Below are 15,440 nucleotides of genomic sequence, written 5' to 3' on the forward strand. Positions count from 1 at the left end.
CCATGACGACGACGAAGGAACTCACTCCGAAACGCGGCCGCTACGGCTGGCTGAAGCGGATCGAGGAACTCGACCCCGTTGCGGACTGCCACACCATTCACCGCATCACTGCCGGATACGAGTTCCCGTGGGACTACCAACGCGCCCTCGAATTCGCTCTGTTCCGAACCTATTGCGTTCCCACCATCTCCGAGTTGCTGGAGAAGACCGGCGAGTTCCGTGACCGGCCGCAACGGCGGTACGACGACACTGCGCTGCTGATGGGCGAGATGGTCGAGCACGGTTACGATTCCGAGCGCGGCCGCGAAGCGCTACGCATGGTCAACCGGATGCATTCGCAGTACGCCATCTCGAACGACGACATGCTCTACGTGCTGACGACCTTCATCTACGAACCGATCGAGTGGATCGACACCTTCGGGTGGCGCAGACTGCATCCCTCGGAGCGCCTGGCGACGTTCCACTTCTACCGCCAGGTCGGAATTCGCATGGGCATCAAGGACATTCCAGAGTCCTACACCGAGCTCGCCCGGTTCAAACTGGACTACGAGGACCGCACGTTCCGGTACACCGAGGACAACCACAAAGTCGGCACGTACACGCTCGACCTGTTCTGCTCCTGGTTCCCGACGCCTCTGCGCCCCGCCGTCGCGCAGGGTGTGTTCGCTCTTCTCGACGAGAAGATGGCCCACGCGTTCGGCTTCCCCGCAGGCTCCCCCACTGTTCGACGCCTTGCTGTGGCGGGCCTACGAACGAAGGCGCGGGCCGAGAGATTTCTGCCGACCCGCAAGTCCTCGCGCAGTACCACCGACCCGCACAACAAGACGTATCCGGGGTATCCGAACAACTACCGGCCGAGCGATCTCGGTGCGCTCGGTTGTCCGTACCCGGGTGCGTCAGGACAGAGCGCTGTCCGCCCACGCGTCGAGAGCGCCGCGAAACTCTGACGACTGGGGCAGCGGGGCGTAGATGTCCAGGCCGGTCGCCGGCAGCGGGCCGAGTTCGCTCAGCATGTGCGACGAGTTGACGAAGCGCGAGTACTGCAGGTCGCGTCCGGCGAGTGCGTCGGCGACGCGGTCGGTCTGTCCGCAGGAGACGTTGAGGTCTTTCTCCGAGCAGGTCAGCAGCACGTCGGTGTCGGCGGGAAGTGCGGCTGCGAGAACGGCGGGGTCCAGCGCGTCTGCTTCGGAGAAGAACTTCGCGCCCGAGTCGCTGAGTCCTACGGACGCCAGGATTTCGTCGTCGGGGTATGGAACCGGGCGTCCGTTGCGGATGGCGTCGATGGTCTCGTCGACTCTGCCTCGCTCGGCGTCGGCTTCTTCCGGTGTCATTTCACCCGAGGCGACGACGTTGTCCAGGACGCGGTCGAGCTGAGCGTGGAGCAGGTCGAGGTAGCGGATGGCCAACGGTGCCAGCAGTCCGAGGTTGCCGATCTCGACGCCGCGGTCCGCAAGGGCCAGTGCAGTCAGCCCGCCTTCACTGTGTCCGAGCACGGAGAACTTCTCGCCGCTGATGCCGGTGGCGTCGGAGAGCGCTGCGGCCGCAGCTTCGGCTGTGTCGATCTGCTGCGTGAATCCGAGCGGAACGGACGTGTCGATTCCCTCGGTGCCGGTGCGGCCCGTTCCGATCTTGTCGAAACGCAGCGTCGTGATGCCCTTGGCTGCGAGGGCGTCGGCGACGTAGGCGATGGTGTTCGGGGTGATGTTGCCTTCGGGCGAATTGCCGTTGCGATCGATCGGTCCGCTGCCCGGCAGGAGGAGCGCAGCGCCGCGTACCTCACCGATCGCGGGGCGCAGGCTGCCGTAGTAGGTGACACCGTCGGACACGAATTCGAGCTCGCTGTCGACGGACGCGTCCGGAGACCACGGGGTGTTGATGGGAGCGGCGTGAGCGGTGGCTGCCCCCGCCAGCATCAACACGGAGGCGGACAGACCGGCTACGAGCTTTCGAGTCGACGACATGTGACGCATGCTAACAACTTTGCTTGACCAAAGCATTACCTGTGCAGGCGGTATCGTTCTCGAGTGGGCTGCCTGCGGTGATGCTGCGGTTCGGACGATTCGAAGTGGAGGCCAGTGATGGCGGGTGGACTTGTTGCCCTGTTGGACGATGTGGCCGCACTTGCGCGCCTGGCCGCGGCCTCCATCGACGATGTGGGAGCGGCAACCGGACGTGCGACGGCCAAGGCTGCGGGTGTCGTGATCGACGACGCCGCGGTGACGCCTCAGTACGTCCGCGGCCTCGCTGCCGAGCGTGAGCTTCCGATCATCAAACGCATCGCGATCGGTTCGCTGCGCAACAAACTGCTGATCATTCTTCCGATCGCGTTGCTGCTGAGCCAATTCCTGCCGTGGCTGCTGACACCGATTCTGATGCTGGGTGGTTGCTACCTCGCCTACGAAGCTGCGCACAAGATCTGGGGCGCCGTCTTCGGCCACGGTGACCACCACGACGAGGCCGCCGACGAGCCGAAGGACGAGGACTCCGTCGTTTCCGGCGCCGTCCGCACCGACCTCATTCTCTCCGCCGAGATCATGGTCATCGCGCTCGACACGATTGCTGCCGAAGGCTTCTGGAGCAGGCTGATCATCCTCGCCGTCGTGGCCGTCGTCATCACGGTGATCGTCTACGGCGTCGTCGGTTTGATCGTGAAGATGGACGACATCGGGTTGCGCCTGGCGGACAAGTCGACGGGATTCGTCGAGAAGTTCGGCCGTGGGCTCGTCAAGGCGATGCCGAAGGTCATGTCGTTTCTCGGCATCGTCGGCACCGCGGCGATGCTGTGGGTCGGTGGCCACATCCTCCTCGTCGGCATCGACGAGCTCGGCTTCCATCCCCTCTACGAACTCGTCCACCACGGCGAGGAAGCGGTGCACGACATCGCCGGGATCGGACCGATCCTCGCGTGGATCGTCAACACCCTCGCGTCGGCGTTGCTCGGCCTGATCGTCGGCGTTATCGTCGTACTCGCACAGTTGGGCGTGAAGTCCGCGCTGGCGCGGCGCAAGAACTGAGCTTCAGTTCAGAAGAACCGAGGTCATGACCGCGGTCACCCGCGTGACCGTGGTGTCGGATCGATCGAACCGCACGGCGCGGCCGACGTCGAAGACGATTCCGAGTGCGGCGTGCACCAGGAATCGTGACGTCACCACCGACAGCTCGGGCCGCGCATCACGCAGAAGCCGGGCCCACTGTTCGATGTTCTGCCGCTGTACGTTCCGAAGTCCGGACCGTTGGTCGGCCGGGAGATTGCCGATCTCCGCGAAGTAGACGGCCACGAGCTCGCTCTGACGGAACGTCAGCTCGGTGTAGAGCCGGCACAGTGTCGCGATAGCGGCCTCCGGTTCCGTCGATACCGCAAGCGCCTCGTCCAGTGTCGCGATCAGTCTTTCGTTCGCGCGGTGGAATGCCGCGGCCAACAGGTCGGCCTTGCTCGAGAAATGACGGTAGACGCTCGACGCATTGATGCCGGCTGCTGCGCCGATGTCTTCGATACTGACGTCGTGATAACCGCGCTGATAGAACAGTTGCATCGATTCCCGCAGCAGCACTTCGCGTTTGGAATCTCCTCCGTCGCCGCCTCGGCGCTCCGCACCCGACTCGTCCGTCGAGAGCTTCGGTAGATCCGTCCTCAGTACCGACCACGCGGCCTGGAGGACGGTGACCTCGATCTGCTTGGCGGACAGTGCGGTTCGGTGCGCAGTCATGCTCGCCACCACACTGATCGCACCGGTGGCCAGCAGCGCGGCGTCGGCTTCCGTCAACGCCGGACGCACCCGACGGAGCGGCTCGGCCACGCGCCCGTGCAGGGTGTACAGCTTGTCCCGCAGCGACGTCTTGTCCTCGCCGATCAGGTACCGACCCTCCCAGCGATACAGACCACCGGTCCGGCGGTTGTCGATGGTCGTACGGATGATCGCGGTGATCATGGCCTCGACACGCGCTTCCGGATCGTCCTCGGTGACCACCGCGGGATCCGTCGCGGCCAGCAGTTGATCCGCCAGCCGCATGACGGTGTGCACGAACAGTGCGTACTTCGTCGGGAAATGACGATAGAGCGCCGGGCCGGAGATGCCGACCGTCGCAGCGATGTCGTCGATGCCGACCGGATGGTAGCCACGTTCGCTGAACGCTTCGGCCGCAGCCGTGAGAATCTGCGCCTTCCGATTTCGAGGACGACGACGTTTCACCGTCACTTCCGCTTCCGTCACCACACCTCCATCCGTTACCGCGCTACCGCACATGAAGCTGCTCGAGAGCAGCAGAAACCATGATAGCGCGTGACCGTCGCCGGCCCGTCGGTTCAGAAATTTTCCACGACCCTTGACAGACATTCGATTTGAGGAGTTAAGTTAGCGGCAATTCGCATGCACCCCTCCTGCATCCGCCCCACGTCCTGACACCCGGCTGGAGCTCTCGATGACCCACGGTTTGCACAGAACCGAAGACGACGGCGTACTCACGCTGGAAATCGATCGACCCGAAAGAATGAACGCGCTCGACGGCGCCACCACGACCGCACTGATCGACGCACTCACCGCACTCGGGCCGAGCGTTCGGGTCGTCGTGATCACCGGGCGCGGACCTGCGTTCAGCACCGGAGCAGACATCGTCGAACTTTCCCGCGCCCAGCCGAGAAGCGACGCCGAAGCACGCCTGCAGGCAGACCACACGATGGACGTCGCATCCTCCTTGATCAGGGCCGTCATAGACGCACCCGTTCCGGTGATTGCACAGGTCAGCGGCATCGCCGCGGGCATCGGGGTGTCGCTGGCACTGGCCGCCGACCTCGTCTACGCCGCCGAGGACGCCACGTTTCTTCTGGCCTTCACGGGCGTCGGGCTGATGCCCGACGGTGGGGCGAGCTTGCTCGTCCCGGCAGCGATAGGACGCGCCCGAGCCACCGCGATGGCACTGCTCGGTGAGCCGATGACCGCGCGCGACGCCGCCGCGTCGGGTCTGATCACCCAGGCGCTTCCGGCGGACGAGCTCGCCGACACGGTCGCATCGGTCGCGCGCCGACTGGCACACGGACCGGCCCGCGCCCTGCAGCTGACCAAGCACGCACTGACGGCATCGACGCTTGCACTTCTGGGCGATGCGTTGGCGCGCGAGAGGGAAGGGCAGATCGAACTGCTGACTGCGCCGGAATTTCGCAATCGAGTAGGCGCACTACTCGGCGACAAAGGCGAATCACGGCAAACTTAGACAGCACATGACATGCAGAAACAAACGTCTCGATTTGCCCTCGGGTAAGCCCGACCTTCGGTACGCTCACTGCACATCCCGCCTTCGACGAAAGAGGAAGAGCTTTTGTCCGCTCCCTTGAACGAACCCCATCGTTCGATTCGAAACAATTGGAACAACCAGGTTCGTCGGCATGCGCTGATGCAGCCCGACGCCACTGCCCTGCGCTTCCAGGGCGCCACCATCACCTGGGCCCAGCTCGACAGCCGGGTCGGCAGGTTCGCCGGCGTCCTGAGCCGACGAGGGGTCGGCTCAGGAGACCGTGTGCTGATCCTGATGCTCAATCGGCCCGAGTACCTGGAAGCCGTGCTCGCGATCAACGCACTCGGCGCACTGGCCGTCCCCGTGAACTTCCGCATGACTCCGCCCGAGGTCGCCTACCTCGCGCAGAACAGCGGTTCCCACCTGTTGATCACCGACGAGACACTGTCCCCCTTGGCCGATGCAGTTGCAGCACAGGTCGATTCACTGGGCGACATCATCGTCGTCGGCGACGCCTACGAAGAACTGCTCGCCGCCGCGCAGCCTGCACCACCTGTCGACGTGCGCGACGACGCGCCCGCGCTCATCATGTACACCTCGGGCACCACGGGTAGGCCCAAAGGCGCTGTGCTGACACACTCCAACATGCAGGCCCAGTCGCTGACCTGTATTCGAGCACTGCAGATGCACGGGGTCGACGAGGTCGGCTTCTGCGCATCGCCGATGTTCCACATCGCCGCCCTCGGCAGCCTCGCACCCAGTCTGCAACTGGGCATACCGACGGTGATCTACCCCGTCGGTGCATTCGATCCCTCGACCCTTCTCGACGTCCTCGCCGAAGAAGGAGTCACCACCCTGTTCCTCGTGCCCGTGCAGTGGCAGGCCATGTGCACCGAGCAGACACGCAAGCCGAGAGATCTGAGCCTTCGCGTCATCTCGTGGGGCGCGGCACCGGCGTCGGACACGATCTTGAAAGCCATGGCCGAGACGTTCCCGAACGCCCTGAACGTGGCAGTGTTCGGCCAGACCGAGATGTCGCCCATCACCTGCGTGCTCGACGGCGAAGACGCGCTACGCAAACTGGGCTCGGTCGGACGCGTCGTACCCACTGTGTCGGCGCGGATCGTCGACGACGAGATGAACGACGTACCGACCGGCGAGATCGGCGAAATCGTCTACCGCGGACCCACTCTCATGCAGGAGTACTGGCAGAACCCCGACGCCACCGCCGACGCTTTCCACGGCGGTTGGTTCCACTCGGGCGACCTGGTCAGGCAGGACGACGAAGGATTCGTGTTCGTCGTCGACCGTAAGAAGGACATGATCATCTCCGGCGGTGAGAACATCTACTGCGCCGAGGTGGAGAACGTCCTGTACGGGCATCCGCGCATTCTCGAGGCAGCCGTCATCGGACGCCCGGACGGAAAGTGGGGCGAAGTCCCGGTCGCCGTCGTCGCCCTGAACGACCCCGACGACTTCACGTTGGCCGAGTTGACCTCGTGGCTCGGGGACCACCTGGCGAAGTACAAGCACCCCAAGGAACTCGTCGTCGTCGATTCACTCCCCCGCAACGCCAGTGGCAAGGTCGTCAAAGTTGCACTGCGCACGTCCTATTCACCGACACCCGCGTAACCGGTGACTGTCGACCCCGCGGCGAAAGCGTCGCCGACGCGCGACCTCGCGAATCAGGTCGGCGGTCTGATCGCGTTCTCGGTCACCGCGGCGACCCGCACGGTCACCACGATCGCACAACGGAGGCTCTCCCTCACGGAGACGGTCACCCAGGCCTTGTTCGTCGCCCGGGTGTGCACGATCCCCGCGCTGTTGCTGATGCTTCCCATCGGAGTGTTGATCGCGGTGTCCGTCGGGTCGCTGGCCGGAAGACTGGGCGCGGGAGCGTATTCGGGCGCAGTCGTCGCCTTCGTCGTCGTCGGCCAGGCCGCCGCACTCGTCTGCGCATTGATGTTGGCGGGGGTCGCCGGGTCCGCGATCTGCGCCGACCTCGGCTCGCGCACCATCCGCGAGGAGATCGCCGCCATGGAGGTGATGGGGCTCGACGTGATCGCCAGGCTCGTCGTGCCCCGGTTGATCGCCTCGATGTTCGTCGCACTCGCAGTGTGCGGAATGGTCACCGTCGTCGGGGTGGGAGCCTGCTTCTTCTACCAGGTCTTCGTCGCCGACCAATCCGCAGGAGCATTCCTCGCCACGTTCAGCGAATACGGCCGGGTGTCCGATTTCGCGATGGCGATGGTCAAGTCCGTGTGCTTCGCGATCACGTCGACTCTCATCGCGTCGTACAAGGGCCTGAACGCCAAGGGCGGACCGAGCGGGGTCGCCGACGCCGTCAACGAAGCCGTCGTCCTCGCCTTCGTCATGGTGTTCGTCGTGAACACCGTTCTGTCGCAACTGTATGCAGTGATCGTTCCCGCGGTGGGGACCTACTGATGAACTACGACAGTTTCGTTCGGCTGAGGCGACGCGGCCGGGGTGTCACGAACGCCTTCTCCGAACTCGGCCGTCACGTGACGTTCTACGCCGAAACCGTCGCATCCGTGCCGTACACCCTTCGCCGCTACCCCAAGCACGTGGCACAGCACGTCGGCGAGGTCAGCTTCGGCTACGCGTCACTGCTCGCCGGCGGCGGAACCATCGGCATCGTGTTCGCGATGTCGGCCGTCGCCGCGATGATGGTCGGCGTCGAAACCTATCGAGGGTTGGACCTGATCGGCCTCACATCGCTGTCCGGCTTGCTCTCCGCCATCGCCAACACCCGCGAACTCGCACCCGTCATCGCCAGCATCGCCCTCGCCGCCAAGGTAGGGACCGGGTTCACCGCCCAACTCGGCGCGATGCGGATCTCCGACGAGGTGGACGCGCTGGACTCCATGTCGGTGCGCCCCATACCGTTTCTGGCGACGACTCGGGTGATCGCAGCAGTGATCTGCATTGTGCCGATCTACATGGTCGGACTCATCGCGACGTTCGTCGCGACGCGTCTCGTCGTCGTCACCTTCGGGGGCAGTTCGGCCGGGACCTACGACTACTACTTCCACCTCGCACTGTCCCCCGGCGACCTCGTCTACTCGGTCGTCAAGGCCGTCGTGTTCGCGATCATCGTCGCACTCGTGCACTGCTCCTACGGTTTTCACGCATCCGGTGGCCCCGAGGGCGTCGGACGGGCGGCCGGGCGCGCGCTTCGTACGTCGATCCTCGCGATCGGTATCACCGACGTGTTCCTCACCTTCGTTCTCTGGGGCGTCGTCCCCTCCGTCCCCGGGCTCGGTGTGTCGTGACACCACGTGTACTGGGCCCGAGCCGGACAGCGCTCGCCCTGCGCGGACTGGCCACGGCCGCAGCCCTCGTGGTCGCAGCCGTCGCCGCTGTGGCGTACGGGAACGGCGCGTTCGAACGTGCCCCCGAGGTGTACGCGGAGATCCCGTCGTCCGCGGGCCTACTGATCGGTGAAATCGGCGTCCAGTACCACGGAGTGCAGGTCGGAAAAGTCGTGGACATCGACAGCGGCGTCGATCGATCCCGCGTCACCATGCGCCTCGACACCGAGGTCCCCGCGTCGGCGCTCGTGCGCGTCGTACCGCGGACGTTGTTCGGCGACGTCTACCTACGCCTCGTCGACCATGGCGGGGCAGGCTCCGAACCTCTGCGTGCGGGCGACGAACTCGCGATGGACACCGGGCAGGACGCCGTGCAACTGAGCGAGGTCTATCGACAGGTCACCGACCTGCTGGACAGCTTGAAACCGGCCGAGACACAGGCCGCGTTGACGGCGATCAGCACCGCCCTGCGCGGCCGAGGTGAACAACTCGCCGCCACGATCGAGCGGCTCGCATCACTGTCGACGACGCTCGAACCGTCCATCCACGCCGTCCTCGACAGCACCCCGCAGACCCTGCAGGTGGCCGATGCAGCCGCTGCGGCAACACCGGACGTCCTGGCGACCATCGAGGCAGCGACCAGCCTGTCGCAGACGATGCTGGACCACTCGACCGGGGTCGAAGCGTTGCTGACGACGGCCGCGCGACTCGGCGGCGCCGCAGTGACCGTCGCCGACGAGAACCTGCCCGGCGCCATCACCGTCGTTCGTCGCGGCTCGCCCGTACTGGGCACGGTGTCCGAGAACTCATCCGGCCTGGCGTCGACACTCGATCAGTTCGCGCCGTTCGGGGCAGCGGGAGCGCGGATCTTCGCGACCGGTCGCTTCGACATCACCGCCGTCCCGGACTTCTCGTCGCCGCTGCCCTACACCGCGGCGGACTGCCCCCGCTACCCCGGGCTGAACGGGCCGAACTGTGCACTTGCCGAGGTTCAGGACAGCGCGAGCGGGACATCGGAACCGTTGAACCCGGCCAGCACCATGCTGCTCGCTCCCCTTCTCCGCGGAACGGAGGTGACCATCAGATGACGTCGCTGGCACGTCCGATGTTCGCACTCGCTGCGTTCGCGGTGGCAGGGTTACTGTCCGCCGTAGTTGTCGTCGACACCCTCAGTGTGCCGGTGAGCGGTGAGACGATAACTCACAGTGCAGAATTCACCGGTGTCGAAGGGCTCCGCACCGGCAACGACGTCACGCTCGCAGGTGTACGGATCGGCAAGGTCGACGACGTGCGCTACGAAGCCGACGGCGCCAGAACCATCGCTGTGGTGGATTTCGACGTGCAGACCTCCGTGCCGATTCCCGGAAACGTCACGGCAGCAATCAGATACGGCGACATGCTCGGTGCACGCTATCTTGCGCTCGTGCCACCCGAAGACCCCGCCGGCACCCTCGACTCCACGATTCCCCTGGACCGCACGTCGCCACCCGTCGACCTGACGGCCCTGGTCAACGGCTTCAAACCACTGTTCGACGCCATCGAGCCCAGTCAGGTCAACGCGCTCGCGCGGTCCATCACCGACGCATTCCAAGGCGAAGCCGGCACCGTCGACTCACTGCTGCGTCACGTCGCCGGCGTGACTCGGGGACTCGCGAACAACGACCAGATCTTCAGCGACCTGATCGCCGACCTCGACGCGGTACTGCAGACCATGAACAGCCACGACGCCGACATCACCCGCCTGATCACCGGATTGACCGATATGAGCCGGGTCGTCGCCGACCGTAACGACTCCCTCATCACTCTTCTCGACGACGGATCGACCGCTGTGGCGGCACTGGCCGAACTGGCGACCGACGCGTCGGCGCCACTCGACGGCACCGTCGCCGATCTCCGTGCGACGACCCGATCGTGGATACCCAACACCGAGCAGTTCGATCGCACGATGACGTTGCTGCCCGAGCTGGCGAGCTCCATCAACAGCATCGGCGACTACGGCGGCTGGCTGAACCTCTACACCTGCAACTTCACCCTGAAGGCGGGCGACGCCGAGACGAACATCTTCGGCGACGCGCACACGGAGATCTGCCGATGAACACCACCAGACTCGGCATCGTCGGAATTCTCGCCGTGACAGTCCTGCTCGCGTCCGCCCTCCTGATTCCACAAGGCTGGTATCTGATTCGAACTGCGCCGTACACAGCACAATTCGCGCACGCGGGCGGACTCACCGAAGCCGACCCCGTGTTCCTCGCCGGCGTGCCGGCCGGACGCGTCGACAGCGTCGAACTGGCCGGAGATCACGTCGACGTCCACTTCCGACTCGACCGCGACCAGCCGCTCGGCGACCGCACCCATGCTGCCGTCAAACTCCGCACGATCCTGGGGAAGCGATACCTCGAGATCGTTCCCGACGGAAGCGGACCCGTCGGCGACGATCGAACGATCCCGACGGAACGGACGTCGGTTCCCTACTCTCTCGACGACATCGGAACCGAAGTACGCACGGTCGCCGAAGAACTCGACGTATCCGCGCTCGAGTCCATGGTCACCACCCTGCGCGAGACCGTGCCGGAGGACTCGTCCGTGATGTCCGATGCTCTCACCGGTATCAGTGCGGCGTCGGAGGTCCTGGCCCGCAACGACGACAAGATAGCGAGCCTGCTCGACGTCGCGCAGTCGCTGACGTCGACCGTCGCCGCAGAAAGCCAGTCGATGACGACACTCCTCGGGAACGCACAGCTCGTGCTGTCCACGTTGTCGGATCGCCGAACCGCACTCGGCCGCTTGGTCACCGACCTCCGAACGCTGATCGGCACCGCGTCGGCGTTCCTCGACGACAATGCCGACGAACTCGACCGTCTCCTGGTCGACATGACGTCGGTGACCGACACCCTCGAACGGAACGGACAGAACATCGACACGCTCCTGACGACACTTCCTCCCGCCTTGCGCGCCGTCACCGACGCCACGGGTAACGGCAACTGGGTCGATGTCTCCGCCCCCGCGGGACCGATTCCGGACAACCTCCTCTGCTCCCTCGGAGTTCAACAGGGCTGCACCCGATGAACACCCGCGCCGCGAGAGCCGCGCTCGCCCTCGCCACCGTCGCAGTGACCGCAAGCGCGTGGTTCGTGTTCCACGGAAGCGGCGACAACACCACCGTCACCGCGGATTTCGCGTACATCAACGGAATCTACCCGGGTAGCCCGGTCCAGGTCCTCGGAGTCCCGGTGGGGACCGTCGACGCCGTCGCTCCACAGGGCACCTCGGTCCGCGTGACCATGACGGTGGCGGGCGACGTCGACATCCCCGCGGACGCACAGGCATTCGTCATGAACCCGTCGGTCGTCAGCGACCGCTTCGTCGAACTCGGACCGGCATACCGCGGCGGACCCGTCCTCGGCGACGAGGTCATCGGAGTCGAACGCAGTCACTCCCCGATCAACTGGGACCAACTGCAGGACAGCCTCGACACCATCGCCACAGCGCTCGGACCCGACAGTGGTACCGGCGGAGAGGGCGCCGATGTCGGGGGCGCTCTGTCCGCCCTCGCCGACAGAACGGCCGGTCTCGGGCCGCAGATCAACGACGCCATAGGAGACATCTCGCGCGCAACCGCAGTCGTCGGAGGCAACAGTGAACAACTCGGTGCGCTGATCGAGAACCTCGACCGCTTGATCACCGCCGTCACGGCCCGTCAGGGCGCGGTGCAGTCGGTCACCGACTCGCTTGCGGATCTGGGGAACGAGATACAGCGTCAGGACCTCGAGATCGGGGAACCCATCGCCCAGCTGAGATCGATGTTCGACCATCTGGACCGACTGCTGGCAGACCGAGGGGACGACGTGCGGGCCGTGGTGCAGAATGCGGGCGCACTCACCGGGCAGTTCGCGGCGCGAGAAGCACAGTTCGCCGAATTCATGGACGTACTGCCGCTGATGATGCAGAACATCGGCAACACCATCGGCGAAGACCAGCGCGCCCGGATCCGGTTGAACATCTCGACCGATCTCGACCAGTTCGCCGCCGCGGTACCGCTGTGTCGCGAATACGCGTTGCCCATCTGCACCGGTGCAGGCATCACCAACCCGATCACCGTGCCGTTCGAGACGCCCGATCCGCTGGGCCTGCCGCAACTGTTGGGGGGACCACGATGAGACGTCCAGCGCTGGTATCCGCCTGTATGTTGTTGTCCGGCATGCTGTTGTCCGGCTGCGGTATCGGTCTGGGACAACTCCCCGTCGGCCGGTCGGCGGACGGTGACGACTACCATGTCACCGCACAATTTCCCCGTGCCGACCGGATTCGGCTCGGCACCGAGGTCCGCGTCGGCCAGCAGCTGGTCGGGCGTGTCGACGACCTGTCCACCGATGGCGTCGTCGCAGCGGTGGGACTGAGCCTGTCCCAGTCCGTTCCGCTCCCGGCCGATGTCACGGCGTCACTGGAACTCGCCTCCGCCCTGGGCGAACCCTACGTACGGCTGACGATCCCGGGCGATGCCTCGACGAACAACGACACGCTGGCCGACGGCGACACGCTCGAGAACACCGAGATCGGGCCCGAGCTCGAGACGTCGCTCGCCACTCTGGGTCTGGTGTTGAACGGCAGCGGACTCGACCAACTTCGCACCATCGGCACCGAGCTGAACGCCGCGTTCGACGGCCGGGGTCCCGACATCCGTACGCTCCTGGTCGGTGCCGACCGGATTCTGGCGAACGCCGCCGAGCACCAAGCCGAGTTCGACCGCGTCCTGGCCGCGGCACGGTCCGTCTCTGCGATGCTGGCGGACAACCGCGCTGCGATCGACGCCGGGCTGACCGTAGCCGCTCCCACGATGGAGCTCCTCGTCTCCCAACGCGACCACATCGCCTCGCTCGTCGACTCCACTGCGTCACTCGCAGCCTCCGCACAGAAGCTGTTCGCGGACAACCAGTCCGAGATTACCGACGGCATCGACGATCTGGCCCACATCGTGCACTCGATCCAGAGCTTCAACGCGTCCGTGACTCCGGCACTGGCCAACATGAACCAGTTCATCGCCGGATTCAACGGTGCGGTCCACGGCGACTACCTCGTCTTCGACGGCGCACTCGACCTCCCCGAGACCGTCGGCGAACTGACCACCGGGGGTCGCCTCGCGGACGTACCCGGGGCACTGGATCCACTCTTCGCCCCCGAGGCACCGCGATGAACAGGCCGGTCCGCATACAGCTGGTGTTGTTCGCCGTCACCGCCGTCGTCGCACTCGTCGTCGGCAGCACCTACGCGCTCGGATCGCAATCGCTGCGCGGCTCGATCGACGTACACGCAACCATGGCCGACGCGTCGAACATCGGTGTCGGTACCGGTGTGACCTACCGAGGTGTCGCGGTCGGATCCGTCACCGACATATCGGTCACCGTCAGCGGCGCCGAAGTGAGGCTCGCCCTCGACCCGGACACCCGCGTTCCCGTCGGATCCGTCGCATCCGTGACCAGCAACAGCGCCCTCGGAATCCAAACCCTGGACATCTCGCCGATTACCGGACAAGGCCCGTACCTCGCCGACGGCGACAGCCTGGACGTTCCGCCCGAACTCGCGCCGGTGCAACTCGACGAGTTGCTGACGCGAATGGCGGCCCTCGCCGAATCCATCGATCCGGCCTCGGTCACCACGATCGGCGAGACGTTCGGCACCGCCGTGGGCGGCACCGGCACCCAACTCCAGCAACTGCTCGACGACGCCGACACACTCAGCCGGATTCTCGACGAACACGCCCCGGCGCTGGCGAACATCGTCGACCATTCGCTACCGATGCTGGACGCGCTCGCATCCCGCTCGGACGCGCTGCCGGGAGCTGCGCGCGCCGCCGCCGACGTCACCCAGCAGCTACTCGCGCAGGAACCGACGTTGATCTACCTGCTCGATCGATCACCGGACGCACTGGGACGAACCCGACAACTGCTCGACGACACGCGCGGGACAGTCGGAGCTTTGATGACCAACCTCGTCACCGTCACCGGCGTACTCGGTGACCGCACACCCGCGTTGGACGCACTGCTGATCGCGATGCCCGAGACACTCGGAAAGCTGACGTCCATCGTGCACGGCGACCGCGGCGATTTCACTCTCGTCGGCACCCAAGGCCCGGTCTGTTGGTACGACACACCGCGCCGCGCCGTCGGCGACACCTCACCGCGCGATCCGAACCTGAACCTCTACTGCCCACCCGGCGACGACCTCGAGCAGCGCGGCGCCCAGAACGCGCCGAGACCGAACAACCTCGGACTGTCCGGGTCGACCGTCCCCGGCAGCGTCACCGGGCCCCCGATCGCCGAGGATCCCCTCCTCGTCCCCACCGGCGTGGAGGCACTGAACTACTGGAAGCAACTCCTGGAAGGAGTACGGAAATGACGCTCCGAACCCGCACCGTCGCACTCGTGATCGCCGCTCTCACAATGGGTGTGGCCGTCCTCGGATACCTCCACCTCGACGACCGAGAGCAGAACGACCTCCGGTCCGCCGCACTGGCGTCGGCGACGCAGTACACCGAGGAACTCGCCACGTACGACTTCAACGATCCGGGTGCGAACCTCGACCGAGTGACCGCTGCGTCGACCGACGAATTCGCCGGCACCTACCGCGACGTGTCCACGAAACTGCAGGACCTCCTGACGACCGGACAGGGCACCGCGACCGGGCACGTCGTCGCCGCAGGAATCGTCGAACTGAGCGACGATCGAGCCACCGTCGCGGTGTTCCTCGATCAGCAAGTACGGAACCTCGCAGCACCCGACGGCCGCACCGATTCGTCACGCATGATCATCGAACTCGAGCGAAACGGAGACCGGTGGTTGCTCGCATCGGCCGAGCCTCGCTGACAGCCGCCGACGGGCC

Annotated in this window: 15 protein-coding genes; 13 read left to right on the forward strand and 2 right to left on the reverse strand. The window is 65.5% G+C overall.

Going from position 1 to position 15,440, the window contains the following annotated elements; translation table 11 throughout:
- The first annotated feature begins 2 nt into the window (after positions 1–2).
- Complete coding sequence (locus tag BH95_RS16685; RefSeq protein ID WP_019662898.1) at positions 3–947, forward strand: oxygenase MpaB family protein; 945 nt, start codon at positions 3–5, stop codon at positions 945–947.
- Here the strand turns inward: BH95_RS16685 and BH95_RS16690 are convergent.
- Positions 897–1,961, reverse strand: a complete 1,065-nt coding sequence (locus BH95_RS16690; RefSeq protein ID WP_019662897.1) for an alpha/beta fold hydrolase — start codon at positions 1,959–1,961, stop codon at positions 897–899. The two genes, BH95_RS16685 and BH95_RS16690, sit on opposite strands and share 51 nt — an antisense overlap.
- Positions 1,962–2,078: 117 nt before the next feature.
- On the opposite strand from BH95_RS16690, the gene BH95_RS16695 reads away from it, so the two are divergent.
- Positions 2,079–3,014: a DUF808 domain-containing protein gene (locus tag BH95_RS16695; RefSeq protein ID WP_033190080.1), complete on the forward strand. Its 936-nt coding sequence runs from the start codon at positions 2,079–2,081 to the stop codon at positions 3,012–3,014.
- Positions 3,015–3,017: 3 nt separating this feature from the next.
- Here the strand turns inward: BH95_RS16695 and BH95_RS16700 are convergent, their stop codons facing one another.
- Positions 3,018–4,244, reverse strand: coding sequence for a TetR/AcrR family transcriptional regulator (locus BH95_RS16700; RefSeq protein WP_052060073.1), 1,227 nt, complete (start codon positions 4,242–4,244; stop codon positions 3,018–3,020).
- Between the two features lie 175 nt (positions 4,245–4,419).
- Between BH95_RS16700 and BH95_RS16705 the strand changes: the two genes are divergently transcribed.
- The 11 genes from BH95_RS16705 (at position 4,420) to BH95_RS16755 (ending at position 15,424) form a co-directional block, all read left to right on the forward strand.
- The gene (locus BH95_RS16705) at positions 4,420–5,208 is read left to right on the forward strand and encodes an enoyl-CoA hydratase-related protein (RefSeq protein ID WP_179277987.1); all 789 of its coding nucleotides are present in this window, start codon (positions 4,420–4,422) and stop codon (positions 5,206–5,208) included.
- Positions 5,209–5,325: 117 nt separating this feature from the next.
- Positions 5,326–6,861: a fatty-acid--CoA ligase FadD5 gene (fadD5, locus tag BH95_RS16710; RefSeq protein ID WP_037164395.1), complete on the forward strand. Its 1,536-nt coding sequence runs from the start codon at positions 5,326–5,328 to the stop codon at positions 6,859–6,861.
- Positions 6,862–6,864: 3 nt separating this feature from the next.
- Positions 6,865–7,674, forward strand: coding sequence for an ABC transporter permease (locus tag BH95_RS16715; RefSeq protein WP_033190078.1), 810 nt, complete (start codon positions 6,865–6,867; stop codon positions 7,672–7,674).
- Complete coding sequence (locus BH95_RS16720) at positions 7,674–8,522, forward strand: MlaE family ABC transporter permease (protein ID WP_019662891.1); 849 nt, start codon at positions 7,674–7,676, stop codon at positions 8,520–8,522. The genes BH95_RS16715 and BH95_RS16720 overlap by 1 nt, the downstream gene beginning before the upstream one ends.
- Entirely contained in the window at positions 8,519–9,649 is a 1,131-nt protein-coding gene (locus BH95_RS16725; protein ID WP_037183199.1) for an MCE family protein, read from the forward strand. The genes BH95_RS16720 and BH95_RS16725 overlap by 4 nt, the downstream gene beginning before the upstream one ends.
- Positions 9,646–10,656, forward strand: a complete 1,011-nt coding sequence (locus BH95_RS16730; RefSeq protein WP_037164401.1) for an MCE family protein — start codon at positions 9,646–9,648, stop codon at positions 10,654–10,656. The genes BH95_RS16725 and BH95_RS16730 overlap by 4 nt, the downstream gene beginning before the upstream one ends.
- Complete coding sequence (locus BH95_RS16735) at positions 10,653–11,630, forward strand: MCE family protein (RefSeq protein WP_019662888.1); 978 nt, start codon at positions 10,653–10,655, stop codon at positions 11,628–11,630. The genes BH95_RS16730 and BH95_RS16735 overlap by 4 nt, the downstream gene beginning before the upstream one ends.
- Positions 11,627–12,721 (forward strand): MCE family protein, encoded by a 1,095-nt coding sequence (locus BH95_RS16740; RefSeq protein WP_037164404.1) that lies wholly within the window; start codon positions 11,627–11,629, stop codon positions 12,719–12,721. Before BH95_RS16735 ends, BH95_RS16740 begins: the two co-directional genes overlap by 4 nt.
- Positions 12,718–13,755 carry an MCE family protein gene (locus BH95_RS16745; RefSeq protein ID WP_230594339.1) on the forward strand — a complete coding sequence of 346 codons (1,038 nt, stop codon included), beginning with the start codon at positions 12,718–12,720 and terminating at the stop codon, positions 13,753–13,755. Before BH95_RS16740 ends, BH95_RS16745 begins: the two co-directional genes overlap by 4 nt.
- The gene (locus tag BH95_RS16750; RefSeq protein WP_037164411.1) at positions 13,752–14,957 is read left to right on the forward strand and encodes an MCE family protein; all 1,206 of its coding nucleotides are present in this window, start codon (positions 13,752–13,754) and stop codon (positions 14,955–14,957) included. Before BH95_RS16745 ends, BH95_RS16750 begins: the two co-directional genes overlap by 4 nt.
- On the forward strand, positions 14,954–15,424 hold the full coding sequence (locus tag BH95_RS16755; protein WP_037143170.1) for a hypothetical protein: 471 nt from the start codon (positions 14,954–14,956) through the stop codon (positions 15,422–15,424). The genes BH95_RS16750 and BH95_RS16755 overlap by 4 nt, the downstream gene beginning before the upstream one ends.
- Positions 15,425–15,440 lie beyond the last annotated feature (16 nt).

It is taken from the genome of Rhodococcoides fascians A44A (genome assembly GCF_000760735.1).
In the GTDB taxonomy this organism is placed as follows: Bacteria; Actinomycetota; Actinomycetes; order Mycobacteriales; family Mycobacteriaceae; genus Rhodococcoides; species Rhodococcoides fascians_E.